Raw genomic sequence first — 17,196 nt, 5'->3', positions numbered from 1 at the left:
CGCGAAGGAGCACACCATGGAAACGCGCACACTCGGCGTCGGACTCGAGGTCTCCGCCATCGGCCTGGGCTGCATGGGCATGTCGCAGGGCTACGGCCCGAACCCCGGTTCGCGCGAGGACATGATCGCGGTGCTGCGCGGCGCTGTGGATGCCGGCGTGACGCTGTTCGACACGGCCGAGGTCTACGGCCCTTTCGTGAACGAGGAGCTGGTCGGCGAGGCCCTCGAGCCGGTGCGGGATCAGGTCGTGATCGCGACGAAGTTCGGCTTCGACATCCCGCGTTCGGGGCGGATGAACAGCCGCCCGGAGCACATCCGGGAGGTGGCGGATGCCTCGCTGCGGCGCCTGCGCACGGAAGCGATCGACCTGTTCTACCAGCACCGCGTCGATCCCGATGTGCCCATCGAGGAGGTGGCGGGCACGGTCGCAGAGCTGGTCGCCGCGGGCAAGGTGCGTCATTTCGGCCTGTCTGAGGCATCCGCGGCCACCATCCGCCGAGCTCACGCGGTGTTCCCGGTGACGGCTGTGCAGAGCGAGTACTCGCTGTGGACCCGCGATCCCGAGGCGGAGGTGCTGCCGGTGCTGGAGGAGCTCGGCATCGGCTTCGTCCCGTTCAGCCCGTTGGGCCGCGGCTTCCTCACGGGAGCCATCGATGCGAGCACGACCTTCGCCGACGACGACATGAGGCTTGGGCTGCCGCGGTTCACCGAGCAGAACCGCTCAGGGAATGCCGCGCTGGTCGCGCACGTCACCGAGCTGGCCGGCGCCAAGCACGCCACGCCCGGCCAGGTGGCCCTGGCCTGGCTGCTCGCCCAGCGTCCGTGGATCGTGCCGATCCCCGGCACGCGGCGCATGGCGCGCATCCAGGAGAACCTCGGCGCGCTCGAACTGGAGCTGTCCGCGGGGGAGCTCGATGCGCTGGATGCGCTTGCCGACCACGTTCACGGCGCCCGCTACCCGGAGTCCATGCAGCGCGCCGTCAACGGCTGAGCGGATTCCGCGCTCGCTCGCCGCGCGGGCGCACCGATCCGCGGGCCGAGCCCTGTGGGCAGCGCAGCGGGCTGGTCACAACTCCGGAGATCCGTCGGGCATTGGCCGGTAACAGCAGAGGACAGCCTCGGATCGCGGTGATGCTCCGGAGTTGTGAGCTGCTCATGCCGCGAGCACGACCTGGCCCTTGGCGATGTCCGCGCTCTCCAGGGTCAGCGTCACGGTCTCACCGGGCTTGGTGCTCTCGGGCACCGTCGCCGAGGCGGTGACGGCAGGCTCCGCGATCTGCACGGCCGCACGCGCCTCGCCGCGGAGCTCGATGACCGTCGCGTCGATATTCTTCCCCACCAGCGGATGCAGCAGCGCGGCCTCCACACGGTTGATGGTCTCGGCGTTCAGTTCGGACGCGCGTTGGGCGGCCCGCTCCATGAGGTCCGGCAGCTCCGGAAGCGATTCCCGTGCCCAATCGGGCGCCGGCTTCCCCTCCGAGATCGCGAGGCAGATGGCCAGCGACCAGCGGTCCACCAGCCGACGCAGGGGAGCAGTGGCGTGGGCGTAGGGCGCGCCGAGGGCCGCCTGCTCCAGATCCCCCGGGGGCACCGAACCGTCGAAGGTGATGTACCCCGCACCGCGGAACAGCGACACGGCCTGCTCCAGCACGGGCAGGGTCATCGGGTCGGCCTTGTCGAGGTTGCGAAGGTACTCGCCGTACCTCCCGGCGGTCCAGGGCCTGCCCAGCGCCTCGGTCTGCCTGCGGAAACGGGTGAACGCCTCTTCGTCGGGCTGCGGCATTGTGCGCAGCACACCTACCTTCGCGCCCACCATCAGTTCGGCGGCGGCCATGCCCGTCATCAGCGACAGCTGCGCATTCCAGTCCTCGATGGGCAGCGGATGCCGGCGTTCGATGCCGTACGTGCCATCGGGCTTCTGCACGACGTCCTCATCGGGCAGGTTCAGGCTGGCGCCGCCGCGCTGGGCCTCGAGCTCCTGCCGCAGCACGCCGATCACGGGCAGCAGCGACAGCGGGCCGTCCTGCCCCGCATCCAGCTGCTTCTGCGCCGCCACGTAGTCGAGCTGAGCGCGCGACCGGACCAGCGCGCGCTCCAGGCGGAAGTCGGTCACGGCGCCCGCGGAATCCAGCGCGAAGGTCCATACCAGCGCGGGCCGCTCCTGGCCGGCCAGCAGCGAGGCCCTTCCCTCCGAGAGCACCTTCGGGTGCAGGGGGATGTTCCCGTCAGCCAGATACAGGGTCTGTCCGCGCTGCCGCGCCTCGGCATCCAGCGCTCCACCGGCCTTCACGAAGCCGGGGACGTCGGCGATCGCGTACCGCACCTGGTATCCCGAACCGGCGCGCGACAGGTGCATGGCCTGATCGAGATCCTTCGAGCCCGCCGGGTCGAGGGTGACGAACGGCACGTCGCGCAGATCGAGGCCCGGAGCGTCGGGCGCAGCCGACTTCGCCTCGGCGATCGCCTCCGGCGAGAAATCGACCGGCGACTCGATGCCCGCGCGCAGTGCGGCGAGGGCTGCTGCCAGCTCGCTCTGCTCGGCGGACGGGGCGACATGTGATCGACGCTGAGGCATGTCGTCAGCCTATTCCGCGGATGCTTCCGGAGCCGGAGCGCGCCGGCCGTGCGTCATCCTGCGGCATTCGCGCGCCGGTGCCCGAGAGCAGGACTAGCGTGGACCCATGAGCACCGCTGACAAGGCCCGCACCCTCACCGACCTCTATTCCGCCCCCGAGATCCTCCGCGTCGTCAACATCTGGGACGTCGTCTCGGCGAAGGCGGTCGCCGCGCTTCCCGAGACGCGCGCGCTGGCCACGGCGGGGCACTCCATCGCTGCGAGCTTCGGCTACTCGGACGGGCAGATCCCTCGGGAGCTCATGCTCGACATGGTCGGCCGCATCGTGGCATCCGTCGATCTGCCCATCTCGGCCGACCTCGACGACGGCTACGGTGACGCGGGGGAGACCACCCGCCTCGCGATCGGCGTCGGCATCGTCGGTGCGAACATCGAGGACCGGCTGAAGCCCTTCGCCGAGTCCGTCGCGCAGGTCGAGGCCATCGTCCGGGCAGGCGAGGCCGAGGGCGTCTCCTTCGCTCTCAACGCCCGCACTGACGCCATCGTGCGCGGCGGTGACAAGCCGCTCTCCGACAAGCTGGCGGATGCTGTGGAGCGCGGACGCGCCTATCTCGACGCCGGCGCGACCGCGGTCTTCGTGCCCGGCATCCTCGATGCCGACGCCACCCGCTTCCTCGTCGACGGCATCGGCGCGGGCAAGGTCAGCGTGATCGGGCTTCCCGGTGCTCTGACGGCGGCTGAGTACGAGGCTCTCGGCGTCGCCCGCATCTCTTACGGCCCCATGCCGCAGCGCGTCGCGCTCACCGCGCTGCAGGACGCGGCCGCCGACCTCTACGCGAACGGGGTGATCCCGGCGGGCACCCGCGCGCTGAACTGACACCGCTCTGAACCGACGCGCGGCGGATGGGCACCCATGCGGTCGATACAATCGACCCGTGGTCACACGTCTATCGAACTTCTTCCTCCGCACGCTCCGCGAAGACCCTGCAGACGCAGAGGTCACCAGCCACAAGCTGCTCGTTCGCGCCGGCTACATCCGCCGCGCGGCACCAGGGGTGTTCACGTGGCTGCCGCTCGGCCTGAAGGTCAAGTCGCGCATCGAGCAGATCGTCCGCGAGGAGATGGGCAACGCCGGGGCTCAGGAGGTCCACTTCCCGGCACTGCTGCCGCGCGACCCCTACGAGCAGTCGGGGCGCTGGGAGTCCTATGGAGACGGGATCTTCCGTCTGCAGGACCGCAAGGGCGCCGACTATCTGCTCGCGCCGACGCACGAGGAGATGTTCACGCTGCTGGTCAAGGACCTGTACTCCTCATACAAGGACCTGCCGCTGACGATCTACCAGATCCAGGACAAGTACCGTGACGAGGCGCGTCCGCGCGCGGGTCTGCTGCGCGGTCGCGAGTTCACCATGAAGGATGCCTACTCGTTCGACGCCTCCGACGAGGGACTGGACGCCAGCTACCAGAAGCAGCGCGACGCCTATGAGCGGATCTTCCAGCGCCTCGGCCTCGAGTACGTGATCGTGAACGCCGACAACGGCCTGATGGGCGGTGCCCGCAGCGAGGAGTTCCTGCACCCGACGCCGGTCGGCGAGGACACCTTCGTGCGTTCCGCCGGCGGCTACGCGGCCAACGTCGAGGCGTTCACGACCGCTGTCCCCGAACCTGTCGACTTCTCCGCGGTTCCCGCAGCGACGATCTTCGACTCGCCTGCGACACCCACGATCGAGACGCTGGTCACGCACGCCAACGCGGTCCTGGACGGCGAGTACACCGCGGCGGACACGCTCAAGAACGTGGTGCTCGCGCTCACCCACCTCGACGGCACCCGCGAGCTGGTCGTGGTCGGCATCCCCGGCGACCGCGAGGTCGACGAGAAGCGTGCGGAGGTCGCGTTCGCGCCCGCCGAGGTCGAGACCGCGACGCCCGAGGACTTCGAGAAGAACCCGCTGCTCGTTCGTGGATACATCGGGCCCTGGTCCCCGACCGGTGCGGTGCTCGGCGAGCAGTCCGCCACCGGCATCCGCTATCTGGTCGACCCGCGCGTCAGCGAGGGCACCGTGTGGATCACCGGGGCGAACATCGATGAGAAGCACGCGCACTCGGTGGTCGCGGGGCGTGACTTCTTCGCCGACGGCGTCGTCGAGATCGCGAACGTCCGCGAGGGCGACCCCGCCCCTGACGGCTCCGGTCCGGTCGAGCTCGCCCGCGGCATGGAGATCGGACACGTCTTCCAGCTCGGTCGCTTCTTCGCCGAGACCCTGGGTCTGAAGGTGCTCGACAAGAACGGCAAGCTCGTGACGGTCACGATGGGCTCCTACGGCATCGGCGTGACTCGCATCCTCGCGATCATCGCCGAGTTGAACAACGATGAGAAGGGCCTGATCTGGCCGGCATCCGTCGCGCCGTTCGACGTGCACGTCGTCGCCGCCGGACGCGACCAGGTCGCCTTCGACGTGGCCGAGCAGGTCGCGAACCAGCTCGAGGCAGCGCGCCTGGACGTGCTGTACGACGACCGCGTGAAGGTCTCGCCCGGCGTGAAGTTCGGTGACGCCGAGCTCGTCGGCGTGCCGAGGATCGTCGTCGTCGGCCGCGGCGCCGCCGACGGCCAGGTCGAGCTGTGGGACCGCACCACCGGCGAGAAGGAGACCATCTCCACCGCGGATGCCGTGGCGCGCCTCACCCGCTGAGCCACGGACGCTTCGACGGGCTCAGCGACCCGGCCGTATGGGGCCCTGAGCCTGTCGAAGGGCGGTCCCGACCTTGCCTGTGACAGTCTGGGAGCATGACCGACGCGACGCTGAACGACGACCTGCGACACGAGATCACCGCACTGCTCGACCAGGCCGGCATCCACATCGACCGCGGGTTGGTCGCGCGAATGCTGCAGACCGCGCTGAAGCTGGGCATCGAGCACACGGATCGGCTCGACCTGAAGATCGCGTCAGCGGCGCTGGGCGAGATGCACGACGCCTATCGGCTGTTCCGGCCCTTCCAGAACGTGCCGAAGGTGACGGTGTTCGGGTCGGCGCGCACCGCCCAGGACGACCCGCTGTACATCCAGGCGCGCGATGCGGCGGCGGCGCTCGCCGGCGACGGCTGGATGGTCGTCACGGGAGCCGGGCCGGGGATCATGCAGGCCGCGGCCGAGGGAGCGGGTCCGGAGATGTCGCTGGGCGTGTCGATCCGCCTGCCCTTCGAAGAACGCGCCAGCGCGGATGTCGCGCAGGACGCGCAGGTCGTCTCGATGAAGTACTTCTTCACCCGCAAGCTCATGCTGATGAAGGAATCCCGCGGGTTCATCTGCCTGCCGGGCGGCTTCGGGACCATGGACGAGATGTTCGAGCTGCTCACGCTGCAGCAGACCGGCAAGGCCGAGCCCATGCCCATCGTGCTGCTCGACGAGCCGGGCGGATCGTTCTGGACGGGGCTGAAGACCTTCGTCGACGAGCACCTCGCGCCCTCCGGCGTCATCTCACCCCACGATCTGGACCGGGTGCTCATCACCGACTCCGTCAGCGAGGCCGTCGCGAATATCACCGGGTTCTGGCGCAACTACGACTCGCTGCGCTGGGTGGGGGACAGGCTGGTGCTGCGGCTGGTGCACGAGCCGACGGATGCCGACATCGCCGGCCTCAACGAGCGGTTCGGCGCGATGTGCGCCGAGGGGCGCATCGAACGCACCGCGCCGCTGGACGTCGAAGTCTCGGACGGGGATGTCGTCGAGCTGCCGCGCATCGTGCTGACCCTCGCGCAGCGCTCGGTCGGGTCGTTGTTCGCCCTGATCCGCGCCATCGACGACCTGCCCTCCGCAGGCTGAGCGGCTGCAGGGGCGTCCGCCAGGCAGGACCCGCCCGACTTCATCACGCCGCATCCGTTTCGGCTATTCTGGACGGATGCCCGCGGAGTGTCTGTCCGCGGGGAGAGCTGAATAGAGGAGACCGCTGATGGACATCGAACTCGGACTGCTGCGCGGCATCGAGAAGGAGAAGGCGATCCCCTTCGACGAGCTCGTGTCGATCATCGAGCAGGCCATCCTCACCGCCTACGGCAAGCACGTCTCGGCCGACGGCACCATTCCCGACGGCGTGCGCGTCGAGCTCGACCGGAAGACCGGCCACGTCGCCGTGCTCCAGCCCGTCACCGACGAAGAGGGCGCGATCATCGGCGAGGAGGAGACCACTCCCGAGGACTTCGGCCGCATCGCCGCCTACGCCGCCAAGCAGGTCATCGGCCAGCGCCTGCGCGACATCGCGGACGACGCCGTGCTGGGGGAGTTCCGCGGCAAGGAGGGCGACATCGTCGCAGGCATCGTGCAGCAGGGTCCCAACCCGCGCATGATCCACGTCGATCTCGGCTCGGTCGAGGCCATCCTCCCGCCCGAGGAGCAGGTCCCCGGCGAGGAGTACGCCCACGGAACGCGCCTGCGCGTGTACGTCACCAGCGTGGCCAAGGGCGCCAAGGGCCCTCAGATCACCGTGTCCCGCACCCACCCGGGTTTGGTGCGCAAGCTGTTCGCGCTGGAGGTCCCCGAGATCGCTGCGGGACTGGTGGAGATCGTCTCCCTCGCGCGCGAGGCGGGCCACCGCACCAAGATCGCCGTGCGGGCCATCGACCCGTCCGTCAACGCCAAGGGCTCCTGCATCGGCGAGATGGGCCGCCGCGTGCGCGCCGTCACCGAGGAGCTCTCCGGGGAGAAGATCGACATCGTCGACCACCACCCCGATCTTGCGACCTTCGTCGCCAACGCCCTGTCGCCGGCGAAGGTGACCTCGGCGTTCGTCCTGGATGCGGCGACCAAGGCGGTCCGTGCGCTGGTGCCCGACTACCAGCTCTCGCTGGCCATCGGCAAGGAGGGGCAGAACGCCCGCCTGGCTGCCAAGCTCACCGGTGCGAAGATCGACATCCAGCCCGACAGCGTGATGGGAGACGAGTGACGGCTCAGGGGCTCAGCACCCTGCGCACACGCCGGGCGCCGGGCTTCGATCCACACCGCGAGGTGTAAGATGGAACCTGTACGAACGTGTGTCGGTTGCCGCGGTCGTGCCTCTCGATCCGCCCTGATCAGGGTGGCCCTGCACAATGACGAGCTCGTCTTCGACGAGCGAGGAGTGCTGCCGGGGAGAGGTGCGTGGCTGCATCCGGCATCCGAGTGCCTGGATGCCGCGCTGCGGCGCCGAGCCTTCGCACGAGCACTTCGCATCTCTCCTTCGATCGGGTTCCCCGAGGCGGAGGATGCGCAGACCACCGAACGGTACTTCCACCGAAACAAAGGCTGAACGGCTATGGAAACAAAGTGAACGGCTCGAAATGAGACCCGTCCGCGACTAGTGGTCTGCCCTGCCAGGGCGGACCGACCCTGACAGGAGAATTGTGGCTGGTAAACCACGCGTGCACGAGATCGCCGCTGAACTCGGCGTCGACAGCAAGTTCGCACTCGCGAAGCTCAAGGAGCTCGGCGAGTTCGTGAAGAGTCCCTCTTCGACCATCGAGCCCCCGGTGGCTCGCAAGCTCCGCGCTGCCATCGCGGCGGACGCGTCGGCTGCGCCTGCAGCCAAGACCGACGAGAAGCCGGCGGCCAAGGCCGCCGCGCCCAAGCCGGGCGCTCCGGTGCCCGGTCCCAAGCCGGGTCCCGCGAAGCCCAAGGCCGAGGCGCCGAAGGCCGAGCCCAAGGCGGAGGCCGCTCCGGCGGCTCCCAAGTCGTCTGCACCGCGCCCCGGCGGCTCCGCACCGCGACCGGGCGGCAGCGCGCCGCGTCCCGGTGGTGCCCCGAAGCCCGGCGCTGCGCGCCCGGGCGGCTCACCCAAGCCCGGTGCTCCTCGCCCCGGCAACAATCCGTTCTCGTCGTCGCAGGGCATGGGCCAGCGTCCCGCAGGTCCCCGTCCCGGCAACAACCCGTTCGCCTCGGCGCAGGGCATGGGCCAGCGTCCGACTCCGGGCAACATCCCGCGTCCCCAGGCTCCGCGTCCGGGTTCGCCGCGTATCGGCGCCCCGCGTCCGGGACGTCCCGGTGCTCGTGGTGGCCAGGGTGGTCGTCCGGGTGCTCCGTTCCAGCAGCGCACCGGCGGCCCCGGCCGTCCCGGCGGCGGCACCGGCGGTGGCTTCCAGCGTCCCGGCGGCGGTTTCGCCGGGCGTCCCGGTGGCGGGGGCCGTGGTCGTGGACCCGGCGGTGGCACCGCAGGCGCGTTCGGCAAGGGCGGCGGCAAGAGCAAGCAGCGCAAGTCGCGTCGGGCGAAGCGGCAGGAATTCGAGATGCGGTCGGCGCCGGTCGTCGGCGGCGTCAACGTCTCCAAGGGCCATGGCGAGATCATCCGGCTGCGCCGCGGTGCATCCATCGCCGACTTCGCGGACAAGCTCGAGGCGCTGAACGGCTACACCGTGCAGCCCGGAACGCTCGTCACCATCCTCTTCAACCTCGGCGAGATGGCCACCGCCACCGAGTCGCTGGATGAGGCGACCTTCGAGGTCCTGGGCGCCGAGCTGGGCTACAAGATCCAGATGGTCTCGCCTGAGGACGAGGACAAGGAGCTCCTGGAGGGCTTCGGCCTCGACCTGGAGGCCGAGCTGGAGGCGGAGAGCGAGGACGACCTCGAGATCCGTCCGCCGGTGGTCACCGTCATGGGTCACGTCGACCACGGCAAGACCCGCCTGCTGGATGCCATCCGCAAGTCCAACGTCATCGAGGGCGAGGCCGGCGGCATCACCCAGCACATCGGTGCGTACCAGATCTGGACCGAGCACGACGGGCACGAGCGCGCCGTCACCTTCATCGACACCCCCGGTCACGAGGCGTTCACCGCCATGCGTGCCCGTGGTGCGCAGGTGACCGACATCGCGATCCTCGTGGTCGCCGCCGACGACGGCATCATGCCGCAGACGGTGGAGGCGCTGAACCACGCCCAGGCGGCCGATGTGCCGATCGTGGTCGCGGTGAACAAGATCGACAAGCCCGAGGCCAACCCGGCCAAGGTGCGCCAGCAGCTGACCGAGTACGGCCTGGTCGCCGAGGAGTACGGCGGAGACGTCATGTTCGTCGACGTCTCGGCGCGCGAGGGGATCGGCATCCAGGATCTGATCGACGCCGTGCTGCTCACGGCCGACGCCGGCCTGGACCTGACGGCCAATCCGAACAAGGCCGCCCGTGGTGTGGCCATCGAGGCCAAGCTCGACAAGGGCCGCGGCTCGGTCGCCACCGTGCTGATCCAGTCCGGAACGCTGCGCGTCGGAGACGCCATCGTCGCCGGCACCGCGTACGGTCGCGTCCGCGCCATGCTCGACGAGAACGGCGAGCAGGTCGCAGAGGCAGCCCCGTCCCGCCCCGTGCAGGTGCAGGGTCTGAACTCCGTGCCTCGCGCCGGCGACGTATTCATCGTCACCGATGAGGACCGCATGGCCCGTCAGATCGCGGAGAAGCGCGAAGCCGTCGAGCGCAACGCCCAGCTGGCCAAGGCCCGCAAGCGCATCTCGCTCGAGGACTTCACCCGTGCTCTCGAGGAGGGCAAGGTCGAGACGCTCAACCTCATCATCAAGGGCGACGTGTCCGGTGCCGTCGAGGCGCTGGAGGAGTCGCTGCTGAAGATCGAGGTCGACGACTCGGTGCAGCTGCGCATCATCCACCGCGGCGTGGGAGCCATCACGGAGTCGGATGTGAACCTGGCGACGATCGACAACGCGATCATCGTGGGCTTCAACGTCCGCCCGGACGCCAAGGCGCGCGAGGCCTCGAACCGCGAGGGCGTGGATATCCGCTTCTACTCGGTGATCTACGCGGCCATCGAGGAGATCGAGAACTCCCTCAAGGGCATGCTCAAGCCGGAGTTCGAGGAGATCCAGTCCGGTGTCGCCGAGATCCGCGAGGTGTTCCGCTCCTCGAAGTTCGGCAACATCGCCGGTGTCATCGTCCGCTCGGGAACGATCACGCGCAACGCCAAGGCGCGCGTCATCCGCGACGGCGTCGTCATCGCCGATGGCCTGGCCATCGAGTCGCTGCGTCGCTTCAAGGATGACGTCACCGAGGTTCGCACCGACTTCGAAGCCGGTATCGGCCTGGGCAAGTACAACGACATCCAGATCGGCGACGAGATCGAGACCACGGAGCTCGTGGAGAAGCCGCGCGGCTGATCTCGTCTGAATGGAACGGTGAGGGGCGTCTCCGGACGCCCCTCATCCGTCACGCAGAGGAATGGAAACATGGCTGGAGAACGACAGGCACGGCTCGCGGACCGCATCCGCGTCATCCTGGCCGAGCGCCTGGAGAAGGGTCTGCGCGACCCGCGTCTGGGCTTCGTGACCATCACGGAGGTGCGCGTCTCCGGTGACCTGCAGCACGCGACCGCGTTCTACACGGTGCTCGGCACCGAGGAGGAGCGGATCGCCAGCGGCGCCGCACTCGCCTCGGCGACGGGCCTGCTGCGCAAGGAGGTCGGCCGACAGCTCAACGTGCGGCTGGTCCCCACGCTGGAGTTCATCGCGGATGCGCTTCCGGAGTCCGCCGGGCACATCGCCGACCTGCTGCGCCAGGCCCGCGAACAGGACGAGGCCGTCGCGAAGCTGGCCGTCGGCGCCACGCACGCCGGCGATGCCGATCCGTATGTGCACGACGACGAGGATGATGAGGACTGACGACCAGCGCTGGGGACGGGGTCAGCGGGGGAGCAGCAGCATCCCGTCCTCGGCCTCGACGAGGCCATCGGCGATGAGCGAGTCGATGGCGCGGTCGCGCTGGACCGGGTCCGGCCAGTCCGGCAGCACGGCATCCGCCGGCATCCGGTGCTCGTCCGCATGGCGCAGCGCCCGCAGCACACCGCCACGCGTCTGACGGTCCGAGCCCTCGTACCTGGCCTGGCGCCGACGCGTGTCGCCGGTGTCGGGGCGACCCGCGGCGAGCCATGCGCAGGAGGCCGCGATCGGGCACATATCGCAGTGCGGTGTCCGCGCCGTGCAGACCACCGCACCGAGCTCCATCATGGCGGCGTTGAAGGCAGCCGACTCCGCCACATCATCGGGCAGCAGCGCGGCCATCCGCGACAGATCGCGCTTGGACGGGGACTCCGGCTGGGCGCGCCCGTCGATGACGCGGGCGATCACGCGCCGGGTGTTGGTGTCGACGACAGGATGCCGGTCGCCGTACGAGAACACGGCCACGGCGCGTGCGGTGTAGTCGCCGATGCCGGACAGCGCCAGCAGCGCGTGCACGTCGCGAGGGACGACGCCGTCGTGCCGCTCCACGACCTCCACGGCCGCACGGTGCAGCCAGAGCGCCCGTCGCGGGTAGCCGAGGTTCGCCCAATGGTGAACGACCTCCGCGGGAGTCGCCCCGGCCTGGACGACCGGGGTCGGCCAGCGCTCCAGCCAGGCCTGCAGATGCGGGACGACTCGCGCGACCGGCGTCTGCTGCAGCATGAACTCGCTGACCAGCGTGCCCCACGCTCCGTACTGCTCGTGGAACGCGGCCCGTCGCCATGGCAGATCCCGGGCGTGATCGGCGTACCAGTCCGTGAGCGCGGTCTGGAGGGCGGGCATTCCGACAGCCTATCCGCCCTGGCGAAGCGTCACGGCCGCATCGGTAGTCTTGACAGGTGGCATCGCACGGCATCCTCCTCGTCGACAAGCCCGGTGGCCCGACCAGTCATGACGTGGTCGCGCGCGTCCGGCGCGCCTTCGGCACCCGCAAGGTCGGTCATGCAGGCACGCTGGACCCTGCGGCGACCGGCCTGCTGGTCATCGGCATCGAGGGCGCCACACGCCTGCTGACCTACATCGTCGGCGCCGACAAGACCTACACCGCGACCGTCCGGCTCGGGGCGCGCACCACCACCGACGACGCCGACGGCGAGATCACGGAGACCGCCGGGGCCGCGGCGTGGGATGCCGTGGATGAGACCGCTGTCCGAAGCGGCATCCGCGCACTCACCGGAGCCATCTCTCAGATTCCCAGCTCTGTTTCGGCCATCAAGGTCGCGGGCAGGCGGGCCTACGACCTGGTGCGGGCGGGGGAGACCGTCGAGCTGGCCGCCCGCGAGGTGACCGTGTCGCGCTTCGACCTGCTCGCTCAGCGTCGCACGGCCGGCTTCCTCGACCTGGACGTGATCGTGGACTGCTCATCGGGCACGTACATCCGAGCCCTCGCCCGCGATCTCGGCGATCAGCTAGGCGTCGGCGGGCACCTGACGGCACTGCGCCGCACCCGCATCGGCGGTTTCGAGGTGGCGGAAGCCGCGATGTTGGAGCAGCTCGACGGGACCGCCACGTTCACACCCGCCGAGGCCGCAGCGCGGGTGATGCCGGTGCTGCACCTCACCGCCGACGAGGCCCGCGACCTGCGGCACGGCAAGCGGCTGACCGGCCAGCGTGATCGGCTCGAGGCCGCAGAAGTGGCGGGCATCGATCCCGAGGGACTGCTGGTCGGCATCCTCGAGGCCCGTGGACACGACATCAAGAGCGCAATGAACATGCCGGAGGTGCATGCATGATCCTGTGGTTCACCATCGTCCAGATCGCCGTCGCCTGCGCATCAGGGCTGTTCTGCCTGATCGCCGGGTTCGCCGGCCGACGCCCCAGCGACTACACCGTGGGCAGTCTGCTGCTGGTGGAGGTGCTGCTGATCGCACAGGTGGTCATCGCCATCATCGCCCCGCTGGCCGGCAACCCGCCCAGCGGAGACCTGCTGGAGTTCTGGGTGTACCTGGTGGCCGCCGTCCTGCTGCCGGTCGGCGGCACCGCGTGGGCGCTGATCGACCGCACCCGCTGGAGCACCGTCGTGCTGGGTGTGGTGGGCGTATCGCTGGCGATCATGCTGTGGCGGATGCAGAGCATCTGGACGCTCCAGGTCGCATGAGAGCAGGCGCGAGCGCCCGTCCGGGCGCATCTCCGCGCGGAATAGGATGGAGGATGCAATGATCCACACCGACGCCACGCACGACGCCCCTGAGCGCACACGGATGACGGGCATCGGCCGAGTCCTCGTCATCGTCTACGCGGTGATGGCGCTCGGCGCCACCGGCCGCAGCTTCGTTCAGATCGTCCGCCGCTTCGACGAGGCGCCGCTGGCGTACACCCTGTCCGCGCTGGCCGCCGTCGTCTACATCCTCGCCACACTGGCGCTGATCCTCGCACACCGTCGCGGCTGGTACGTCGTCGCGTGGGTGGCGATCCTCTTCGAGCTCACCGGCGTGCTGACGGTCGGGCTGTTGAGCGTCTTCGTCCCCGCGCTGTTCGCTCACGACAGCGTGTGGTCGTACTTCGGGATGGGCTACGTGTTCATCCCGCTCGTGCTTCCCGTGTTCGGCCTGTGGTGGCTGCGCACGCACCGACCCCAGGAAGTCCCCGCATGATCATCTTCCGCGACCCGGCCGGCGTTCCCGCGGACTTCGGCCCCAGCGTCGTCGCCATCGGCAAGTTCGACGGCGTGCACGTCGGGCATCGCGCGGTGCTCGAACGGCTGAAGGCGGATGCCGCTGCGGCAGGCGCTCGCTCGGTGGCGGTGACCTTCGATCGCAACCCCCTGGAGGTGCTGCGCCCCGAGCTGTGCCCGGAGAACGTCGTGGCCACCGACCGCAAGCTGGAGCTGCTGGGCGAGCTCGACCTGGACGCCACACTGCTGCTGACGTTCGACCGTGCGCTGGCAGCCCTGGAAGCCGAGGACTTCGTGCGCACGATCCTCGTCGGCGCGCTGCACGTGGTCACCGTGCTGGTGGGCCGCGACTTCCGGTTCGGGAGGGGCGGTGCGGGAAACCCGGAGCTGCTGCGCGAGCTGGGACCCGTGCACGGCTTCACCGTCGACGTGGTCGACGATGTGCACCCCGCGGGAGCCGATCGCCGCGTCTCGTCGACCTGGGTGCGCGAGCTGCTGGCCGCGGGTGACGTGGTGGAGGCGGCGAAGGCGCTCGGGCGTCCGGTCACGGTGTCCGGCGAGGTCGTGCACGGCCTCAAGCGCGGGCGCGAACTGGGCTTCCCGACGGCGAACCTGTCCGAGATGATCGACGCATTGGCTCCCGCCGACGGGATCTACGCCGGCTGGTTGGACGACCACGACACCGGCATCCGGCATCCCGCCGCGATCTCGGTCGGCACCAATCCCACCTTCGACGACGTCGACCGCCGCCAGGTGGAGGCGCACGTGCTGGACGAGTCGGGGCTGGATCTGTACGGTCATCACGTCACGGTGGAGTTCACCGACCATCTCCGCGGCATGGTCGCATTCGAGGGGATGGACGCGCTGATCGCGCAGATCGCCGCGGATGTCACCGAGGCGCGCGGGCGTCTCGGGCTCGCCTGATCGCGCTGCACGCCCCGGATGCCGTAAACTAGCGCCTGGCACCCGCCGGCAGACGCATATCGCGCAGGCGCGGAGCCACTCCGCAGGGTCCTGGCTGGCGCCACACGCGGAACCCAAGACGAATCGAAGGCCTCTTCGGCGCTTCGGCACTCACGCTCAGGAGGAGCATGCCGACCACGGCGACTGCCGCATCGCGGCGCAAGAAGACCTCTCGTCGAGACGAAGAGGCACCCCTCATCCCGATCCTCGCGCGCAAGGTGCGCGAGATCGAGGCGAAGGCACAGAGATCCAAGCTCGGCCCCACGAACCGCGTCAAGTTCCAGGTCATCGCCTTCCTCGTGCGCGAGGAGCGCGCCCGGGTGAAATCGGATGCCGAGCTCAGCGACTCCGCGCGCTCGGAGTTGCTCAAGCGGCTCGACGGCGTGGCCACGATCCTCGCCAAGACCGCCGCGCGGGACACCTCGCTGATCCAGCTGCTCGAGGCCGACCAGGCCACCTCGCCGGTGGCCAAGCGGATGCGCCGCGACTGGCTGCTGGAGTCCGGGGCAGAGCTGCCGCCGGAAGAGCTCATCATCACCGATGTCGCTCCGGTGCGCATCACGCAGGTCGTCCCGGCAGCCCTCGCCGAGAAGCAGGTCACCCCGCCGTCCGTGGAGGCCCGCGAGCTGGCGAATCCGTTCCTCGCTCCGGATCTGACGCCGCGCCCGGCCGTCGTTCCGCGTCGCCGACTGGACGGCTGGGAGCTGATGGGGCCGCTGTACAAGGCATTCGAATCCGGAGCCGGCGGCAGTGCCGCCACCATGCAGCTCCCGCCGGTTCCCGAGTACGATCACATCTCGCCCAAGGGTCGCGAGGTCATGGTGCACCAGTCGCGCTTCGTCGAGGCAGTCCGCGCCGGGCACCGCAGCTTCCTGCTGGCCGACGAGCCGGGTCTCGGCAAGACCGCGCAGTCGGTGCTGGCGGCATCCGTCGCGAACGCCTACCCGCTGCTGGTGGTCGTCCCCAACGTCGTGAAGATGAACTGGGCCCGCGAGGTGGAGCTGTGGACGCCGCAGCGCCGCGCGGCCGTGATCCAGGGCGACGGCGACGACATCGACGCCTTCGCGGACGTGTTCATCGTGAACTACGAGATCCTCGATCGGCACCTGTCCTGGCTGGGCGCCATCGGTCTTCGGGGCATGGTCGTCGACGAGGCGCACTTCATCAAGAACCTGTCCTCGCAGCGGTCGCAGAACGTGCTGGCGCTGGGCGCCCGCATCCGCGAGCGCCAGCCGAACCCGCTCATGATGGCGCTGACCGGCACCCCGCTGATCAACGACGTCGAGGACTTCGACGCCATCTGGCGCTTCCTGGGCTGGACCAATGGAGAGAAGCCCGAGCCCGCGCTGATGGAGAAGCTCGACGCCACCGGGCTCACGCCCGCCGACAAGTCGTTCTACGCCGAGGCGCGCGAGGCCGTCATCTCGATGGGCATCGTCCGCCGCAAGAAGAAGGACGTCGCAGCCGATCTGCCCGACAAGCTCGTCGCCGACCTTCCCGTGCAGCTGGACGACGATTTCGGGCGCAGCATCCGCCAGGCCGAGCACGAGCTGGGCGAGCGGATGGCCGCCAAGTACCGTGGCATCGTCGAGGCCCGTGCGGCGGCGCACGGCCCGTCGAGCGTCGCGGGCATCGACGACGACATCGTCCGCCTTGTCGCGCACAACGAGCTCGAGGAGTCCAAGGCCGCCGGCACAGGAGGGGACAACGTCTTCACCATGGTGCGTCGCATCGGCCAGGCCAAGGCGCATCTGGCCGCCGACTACGCCGTGCAGCTGCAGCGCTCGGTCGACAAGGTGGTCTTCTTCGCCAAGCACATCGACGTGATGGACCAGGCCGAGGAGCACTTCGCCGCATCCGGCATCCGGGCCGTGTCCATTCGAGGCGACCAGACCTCGACAGTGCGCCAGCAGGCCATCGACGCGTTCAACAACGACCCGTCCGTGGGCATCATCGTCTGCTCGCTGACTGCGGCCGGCGTGGGCGTCAACCTGCAGGTGTCCTCGAACGTGGTGCTGTCCGAGCTCAGCTGGACCGCCGCCGAGCAGACCCAGGCCATCGACCGCGTGCACCGCATCGGCCAGGACGAGCCGGTCACGGCCTGGCGGATCATCGCGGCGCACACCATCGACACGAAGATCGCCGAGCTCATCGACCAGAAGCAGGGGCTGGCCGCCCGCGCGCTGGACGGCGAGTCCGTCGAGGAAGGCGGAAGCGAGTCCGTGCAACTGGCGGCGCTCATGCACCTGCTGCGAGAGGCGCTCGGCGCGAGCTGATCGTCATCACCTCGAAGGAGGGCGTTAAG

The 17,196-nt window shown here is 69.5% G+C and carries 15 protein-coding genes; 13 read left to right on the top strand and 2 right to left on the bottom strand.

Features of this window, described 5'->3' with window-relative positions; translation table 11 throughout:
• The first annotated feature begins 16 nt into the window (after nucleotides 1-16).
• Nucleotides 17-991, top strand: coding sequence for an aldo/keto reductase (locus tag WA967_RS13090; protein WP_424423351.1), 975 nt, complete (start codon nucleotides 17-19; stop codon nucleotides 989-991).
• 162 nt (nucleotides 992-1,153) lie between these two features.
• Here WA967_RS13090 and WA967_RS13085 read toward each other — a convergent pair whose 3' ends face one another.
• Entirely contained in the window at nucleotides 1,154-2,575 is a 1,422-nt protein-coding gene (locus WA967_RS13085; RefSeq protein ID WP_424423349.1) for an RNB domain-containing ribonuclease, read from the bottom strand.
• 106 nt (nucleotides 2,576-2,681) lie between these two features.
• Between WA967_RS13085 and WA967_RS13080 the strand changes: the two genes are divergently transcribed.
• The 7 genes from WA967_RS13080 to rbfA all read left to right on the top strand — a co-directional run bounded on the left by WA967_RS13080 (nucleotide 2,682) and on the right by rbfA (nucleotide 11,197).
• The gene (locus WA967_RS13080) at nucleotides 2,682-3,452 is read left to right on the top strand and encodes an isocitrate lyase/PEP mutase family protein (RefSeq protein WP_424423346.1); all 771 of its coding nucleotides are present in this window, start codon (nucleotides 2,682-2,684) and stop codon (nucleotides 3,450-3,452) included.
• Between the two features lie 58 nt (nucleotides 3,453-3,510).
• The gene (locus tag WA967_RS13075) at nucleotides 3,511-5,265 is read left to right on the top strand and encodes a proline--tRNA ligase (RefSeq protein WP_424423344.1); all 1,755 of its coding nucleotides are present in this window, start codon (nucleotides 3,511-3,513) and stop codon (nucleotides 5,263-5,265) included.
• Between the two features lie 95 nt (nucleotides 5,266-5,360).
• Nucleotides 5,361-6,395: a TIGR00730 family Rossman fold protein gene (locus WA967_RS13070; RefSeq protein ID WP_424423342.1), complete on the top strand. Its 1,035-nt coding sequence runs from the start codon at nucleotides 5,361-5,363 to the stop codon at nucleotides 6,393-6,395.
• Nucleotides 6,396-6,522: 127 nt separating this feature from the next.
• Nucleotides 6,523-7,512 (top strand): transcription termination factor NusA, encoded by a 990-nt coding sequence (gene nusA, locus WA967_RS13065; protein WP_424423340.1) that lies wholly within the window; start codon nucleotides 6,523-6,525, stop codon nucleotides 7,510-7,512.
• Nucleotides 7,513-7,581: 69 nt separating this feature from the next.
• Complete coding sequence (locus WA967_RS13060) at nucleotides 7,582-7,854, top strand: YlxR family protein (RefSeq protein WP_298867567.1); 273 nt, start codon at nucleotides 7,582-7,584, stop codon at nucleotides 7,852-7,854.
• Nucleotides 7,855-7,948: 94 nt separating this feature from the next.
• Entirely contained in the window at nucleotides 7,949-10,696 is a 2,748-nt protein-coding gene (gene infB, locus WA967_RS13055; RefSeq protein WP_424423337.1) for a translation initiation factor IF-2, read from the top strand.
• Nucleotides 10,697-10,765: 69 nt separating this feature from the next.
• On the top strand, nucleotides 10,766-11,197 hold the full coding sequence (gene rbfA, locus WA967_RS13050) for a 30S ribosome-binding factor RbfA (protein ID WP_424423335.1): 432 nt from the start codon (nucleotides 10,766-10,768) through the stop codon (nucleotides 11,195-11,197).
• 21 nt (nucleotides 11,198-11,218) lie between these two features.
• Here rbfA and WA967_RS13045 read toward each other — a convergent pair whose 3' ends face one another.
• Complete coding sequence (locus WA967_RS13045) at nucleotides 11,219-12,097, bottom strand: A/G-specific adenine glycosylase (RefSeq protein ID WP_424423332.1); 879 nt, start codon at nucleotides 12,095-12,097, stop codon at nucleotides 11,219-11,221.
• 56 nt (nucleotides 12,098-12,153) lie between these two features.
• Between WA967_RS13045 and truB the strand changes: the two genes are divergently transcribed.
• The 5 genes from truB to WA967_RS13020 all read left to right on the top strand — a co-directional run bounded on the left by truB (nucleotide 12,154) and on the right by WA967_RS13020 (nucleotide 17,167).
• Nucleotides 12,154-13,047 carry a tRNA pseudouridine(55) synthase TruB gene (gene truB / locus WA967_RS13040; RefSeq protein ID WP_424423329.1) on the top strand — a complete coding sequence of 298 codons (894 nt, stop codon included), beginning with the start codon at nucleotides 12,154-12,156 and terminating at the stop codon, nucleotides 13,045-13,047.
• Entirely contained in the window at nucleotides 13,044-13,412 is a 369-nt protein-coding gene (locus WA967_RS13035) for a hypothetical protein (protein WP_424423327.1), read from the top strand. Before truB ends, WA967_RS13035 begins: the two co-directional genes overlap by 4 nt.
• A gap of 103 nt (nucleotides 13,413-13,515) precedes the next feature.
• Nucleotides 13,516-13,908: a hypothetical protein gene (locus WA967_RS13030; protein WP_424423359.1), complete on the top strand. Its 393-nt coding sequence runs from the start codon at nucleotides 13,516-13,518 to the stop codon at nucleotides 13,906-13,908.
• The gene (locus tag WA967_RS13025; protein ID WP_424423324.1) at nucleotides 13,905-14,852 is read left to right on the top strand and encodes a bifunctional riboflavin kinase/FAD synthetase; all 948 of its coding nucleotides are present in this window, start codon (nucleotides 13,905-13,907) and stop codon (nucleotides 14,850-14,852) included. The genes WA967_RS13030 and WA967_RS13025 overlap by 4 nt, the downstream gene beginning before the upstream one ends.
• A 167-nt stretch (nucleotides 14,853-15,019) precedes the next feature.
• Nucleotides 15,020-17,167 carry a DEAD/DEAH box helicase gene (locus WA967_RS13020; protein ID WP_424423322.1) on the top strand — a complete coding sequence of 716 codons (2,148 nt, stop codon included), beginning with the start codon at nucleotides 15,020-15,022 and terminating at the stop codon, nucleotides 17,165-17,167.
• Nucleotides 17,168-17,196: the final 29 nt, after the last annotated feature.

This window comes from Microbacterium sp. (assembly GCF_049650565.1).
GTDB lineage: Bacteria > Actinomycetota > Actinomycetes > Actinomycetales > Microbacteriaceae > Microbacterium.
Note: the sequence above shows the minus strand (reverse complement) of the source record. Positions and strands in the feature narration are given on the sequence as shown.

Bases quoted from the DNA above. Each gene is read 5' to 3' on its own strand.
- WA967_RS13090 (WP_424423351.1), top strand. From the start codon at position 17: ATGGAAACGCGCACACTCGGCGTCGGACTCGAGGTCTCCGCCATCGGC.
- WA967_RS13085 (WP_424423349.1), bottom strand. From the start codon at position 2,575: ATGCCTCAGCGTCGATCACATGTCGCCCCGTCCGCCGAGCAGAGCGAG.
- WA967_RS13080 (WP_424423346.1), top strand. From the start codon at position 2,682: ATGAGCACCGCTGACAAGGCCCGCACCCTCACCGACCTCTATTCCGCC.
- WA967_RS13070 (WP_424423342.1), top strand. From the start codon at position 5,361: ATGACCGACGCGACGCTGAACGACGACCTGCGACACGAGATCACCGCA.
- nusA (WP_424423340.1), top strand. From the start codon at position 6,523: ATGGACATCGAACTCGGACTGCTGCGCGGCATCGAGAAGGAGAAGGCG.
- WA967_RS13060 (WP_298867567.1), top strand. From the start codon at position 7,582: ATGGAACCTGTACGAACGTGTGTCGGTTGCCGCGGTCGTGCCTCTCGA.
- rbfA (WP_424423335.1), top strand. From the start codon at position 10,766: ATGGCTGGAGAACGACAGGCACGGCTCGCGGACCGCATCCGCGTCATC.
- WA967_RS13045 (WP_424423332.1), bottom strand. From the start codon at position 12,097: ATGCCCGCCCTCCAGACCGCGCTCACGGACTGGTACGCCGATCACGCC.
- WA967_RS13035 (WP_424423327.1), top strand. From the start codon at position 13,044: ATGATCCTGTGGTTCACCATCGTCCAGATCGCCGTCGCCTGCGCATCA.
- WA967_RS13030 (WP_424423359.1), top strand. From the start codon at position 13,516: ATGACGGGCATCGGCCGAGTCCTCGTCATCGTCTACGCGGTGATGGCG.
- WA967_RS13025 (WP_424423324.1), top strand. From the start codon at position 13,905: ATGATCATCTTCCGCGACCCGGCCGGCGTTCCCGCGGACTTCGGCCCC.
- WA967_RS13020 (WP_424423322.1), top strand. From the start codon at position 15,020: ATGCCGACCACGGCGACTGCCGCATCGCGGCGCAAGAAGACCTCTCGT.